The 1735-nt window shown below is 75.6% G+C and carries 1 protein-coding gene; it reads right to left on the bottom strand.

Going from position 1 to position 1735, the window contains the following annotated elements; translation table 11 throughout:
* Positions 1-1735, bottom strand: a 1735-nt coding sequence (locus CA984_RS43930; RefSeq protein ID WP_165781654.1) for an ATP-binding protein, incomplete at both ends; no start/stop codon positions are given.

Below are 1735 nucleotides of genomic sequence, written 5' to 3' on the forward strand. Positions count from 1 at the left end.
GTCCCCCAGCTCGACCAGTTCCCGCCCCACCGCCTCCAGTTCGGCGCGCCGGTGGGGCGTCAGCAGGACGAAGTAGCGGGCGTTGAGCGCCAGGCAGACCAGTTCGGTACGGCCCAGCTTCCGGGCCAGCCGCAGGGCTTCGGCGCTGAACGCCTCACAGCCCTCGTCGTGGCCCTCCAGTTCGAAGGTGAGCGTGGCCAGCAGCCGGCAGCGGGCCTCCTCGCCCGCCTCCGACGACGGCTCCTCGGCCAGCGCCTCCCGGACCGCCGCGACGAACGCCTCGTCGACCTGGCGGTCCGGCTGGATCGACCAGGTCACCGGGGCCTCGTAGGCGGTCAGCGCGCGGGTGAGCCCCGTCCCGAGCCGCCGCGCCACGGCGATCGCCCGTTCCCGGTTCTCCCTCGCGGCCATCACGTTGCCCTCGTTGGCCTGGACGCCCACCAGGCGGCAGAGCAGGTCAAGCCGGCGGTGGTCGTCGTCCACGAGGTCGAGCGCCCCCCGGTAGAAGCTCTCCGCCTCCCGGTAGGCGTGCAGGGCGGCCGCCTTCTCCGCCGCCGCCACCACGTACGGCACCGCCCGCCCGGCGGTGCTCGGGGTGGCCGCGGCGAGCGCGTGGTGGCCCAGCGCCGAGACGTCGCCGGGCCTGACCCGCTCCAGAGCGCCGAAGACCCTGCCGTGCAGCCGGATACGGCGGATGCCCGGGGTGTCCTCGTAGAGGGTCTCCCGCACGAGCACGTGGGCGAAGCGGACCCGGCCCGGGGCGGGCTCGGTCAGCAGCCCGGTCAGCACTCCCGCCTCCAGCCCCTCCAGCACCGCCTCCTCGTCGACGCCGTCCAGCGCGAGCAGCACGTCCACGTCGACGTCCCGGCCGATGACCGCCGCGTCCCGCAGCGTGGTCCGGGCCGTGGCGGGCAGCCGGGCGATCCTGCGCCGGATCAGGTCCCGCACCCCGGGGGGCAGTGCCCTGGCCGCGGGCGTCCCGTCGGTGACGATCAATCGCGCGGTCTCGCACACGAAGAGCGGGTTCCCCCCGGTCCGCTCCGCCACCGTGCGCGCGGTCACCGGGTCCACCTCCCGCCCCGAACGCTCCCGCAGCAGCTGGGCCACCTCGTCGTCGCTGAGCCCGTGCAGGTCGAGGCGGTGGGTCTGCCGTCCGGCGAGAGCCGCCCAGGTCGCGCCGAGATGGTCGGCGGCCTCGGCGGGGCGGTAGGTGGCAATGATCATGATCTTGGCCGACGCGAGCCGTACCGCCAGATGGCGCAGGAGCTGCAGCGTCTCCTCGTCGGCGCGGTGCACGTCCTCCAGCACGACCAGCAGGCGCGTGTCCGCCCGGACGGCCTGCACCAGATAGTCCTCCACCGCCCTGGCCAGCAGGAACCGTCCCGTGGCCGGGGTGTCGTCGGTCAGCAACGGCGCGAGCCGCGCCGCCACGTCGTCGGCGGGCGGTCTGCCGGCCGCCAGACGGCGCAGCACCTCGCTCCACGCCCACGCGGGCGGCGCGCCGCCGTCCGTCTCCGGGCACTGGCCCGCGGCGGTCAGCCACCCCTGGTCGGCCAGCCTCCTCGCGAACGCCTCGGCCAGCGTGCTCTTGCCGGCTCCCGCGTCCCCGCCCAGCCATACCGTGCACAGTCCCGCGGTCTCGGCGACGGCGTGGAGCGCTGCCAGCTCCGCCGTACGGCCGATCAGCTCGCCGCCCTCCTCGCCCTCCTCCGGCGCGTCCCGCCCACCGTCCTGC

The organism is Streptosporangium minutum (assembly GCF_002149035.1).
Lineage (GTDB): Bacteria > Actinomycetota > Actinomycetes > Streptosporangiales > Streptosporangiaceae > Streptosporangium > Streptosporangium minutum.